The sequence below is a fragment of the Idiomarina sp. UBA4206 genome (assembly GCF_002383015.1).
Taxonomy (GTDB): Bacteria; Pseudomonadota; Gammaproteobacteria; order Enterobacterales; family Alteromonadaceae; genus Idiomarina; species Idiomarina abyssalis.
In genome coordinates, this window is the sequence record NZ_DFTS01000069.1 from 7,926 (window position 1) to 8,951 (window position 1,026).

At 47.1% G+C, this 1,026-nt stretch carries 1 protein-coding gene; it reads left to right on the forward strand.

Annotation, left to right across the window (positions count from 1 at the left end; all coding sequences use genetic code 11):
* Window positions 1–889, forward strand: an 889-nt coding sequence (locus B3180_RS13875) for an FAD-dependent monooxygenase (RefSeq protein ID WP_286845095.1), incomplete at its 5' end; no start/stop codon positions are given.
* Window positions 890–1,026 lie beyond the last annotated feature (137 nt).

The following is a 1,026-nucleotide window of genomic DNA, read 5'->3' on the forward strand; positions in this document are numbered from 1 at the left end:
ATCGATAAGCGGAACGAGCTTATCTTTTCATGCTGACGAAGCCGGTCTTTCAAAATTGGGCGTCATGGTTGAAAACAACGCTTTGCAACAGGCGCTGTGGGCTCAACTACGGGCTTTGAAAAATGTGAGTTTGAGAACCGATGACAAACTTGAAGGGTTTGATACATTATCCCGCACGGCCTTTTTAAACAAAGGCGAACGTCTGAATTATGATTTACTGCTCGGCTGTGACGGCGCTCACTCTAAAGTAGCGCAAGCTGCAGGTATTGATTACAGAGGGTGGGATTATGATCAACGATGCTTACTGGCAAATGTTCGTGTTGAAAAGCCGATAGCGGGTGAAACCTGGGAAGTGTTTCGTTCTCAGGGGCCTTATGCATTGTTACCGCTGACAGAGAATCAGGCTTGCTTAATTGATTACAGTAAACGTGATGACATCACTGCGTTAGAAAAAGATAAGCGAGCACTTGAGTCTCACTTAAAACAGACGTTTGCGCCACATATTGGTAACTTCCAATTATTAAAGAGTGCCAGCTTTGCTCTGCAGAGAAAGCATGCGTGTCATTATGTTAAAGACGGCTCTATTGTTCTATTAGGTGATGCGGCTCACAGTATTCACCCAATGGCCGGGCAGGGGGTTAATTTGGGTTTTGCCGATGTCCGCTGTCTGATTGAAACCTTAGAGCAATACTCGCAAAGCACCGCACTCGTTGAATATGAGCGAACCCGTCGGCGTGAAAATGCAAAAATGATGCGAATGATGGATGCGATACAGTTTGGCTGGCGCGACAGTAACCCTATAATGCAGCTGGCAACGTCAGCATCATTGAAAGTAGCGGGTTTACCCTGGGTTAAGCGGTGGTTGTTGCAGCAGGCTGTCGGTAAGTAACAGGCACAAAAAAACCACCTTAAGGTGGCCTTTCTGTTTTTCCACTCTTACTTGAGCAGAATAACACTCGAGTAATGTGGTGCGGAGGGGGGGACTTGAACCCCCACGTCCTTGCGGACACTAGCACCTGAAGCTAG